Annotated in this window: 2 protein-coding genes; one reads left to right on the top strand and one right to left on the bottom strand. The window is 70.2% G+C overall.

Going from position 1 to position 621, the window contains the following annotated elements:
• The coding region (locus B3E43_RS10240) for a hypothetical protein (protein ID WP_292029097.1) at positions 1-235 on the bottom strand (235 nt) is incomplete at its 3' end.
• 162 nt (positions 236-397) lie between these two features.
• Here B3E43_RS10240 and B3E43_RS10235 point away from each other — a divergent pair.
• Positions 398-621, top strand: a 224-nt coding sequence (locus B3E43_RS10235; protein ID WP_292029095.1) for a cation:proton antiporter, incomplete at its 3' end; no start/stop codon positions are given.

Here is a 621-nt window from a genome sequence, read left to right as displayed (position 1 = left end):
GGCCCGCATAGGCCGCCGCGCCGACGCTGCGTGCGGCAAAGTTCACCGGAACCCGCTCCTCCGGCAGGGTGAAGCCGAACACCCGGCAGGCGGCGGGCGAAACCACGCCGTCCGACGGCTTGTCGGGATCGATCGGCCGGGCGTCCTGGGCCATGACCGGCAGCGGCGCCATCGGGGCGGCGAGGGCCAGGCTGACCAGCCCGGCGAGGGTTTGTTTCAACGGACGTTTCGACATCGCGCGTCTCCCCTTGGTTGTGTGGCACCATGAGGCATCCCCGCCTCGGGCGAAACTGTGGCGCGCGGTTCTGACGAAGCCTGACGGCGCATCGCGGCGCCCGGGGTGGCGCATTGACGCATCAGGCGCCACTTTCCATCGCCAGCCTGACAGGGGACCGACATGGCCGAACCGACCGCCGGACTTGAGCTCGGCCATATCGCCGCCCTGCTGGCCGCCGGCGTGGTCGCCGTCCCCATCTTCCGGCGCTTCCAGCTGGGCTCGGTGCTCGGCTATCTCGCCGCCGGCCTCGCCATCGGCCCGTTCGGCATCGGCCTGTTCCGCGAGCCCGAAGTCATCCTCCACGTCGCCGAGTTCGGCGTGGTCATCTTCCTGTTCATCATCGG

Source organism: Brevundimonas sp. UBA2416 (genome assembly GCF_002343105.1).
Taxonomy (GTDB): Bacteria; Pseudomonadota; Alphaproteobacteria; order Caulobacterales; family Caulobacteraceae; genus Brevundimonas.
Note: the sequence above shows the minus strand (reverse complement) of the source record. Positions and strands in the feature narration are given on the sequence as shown.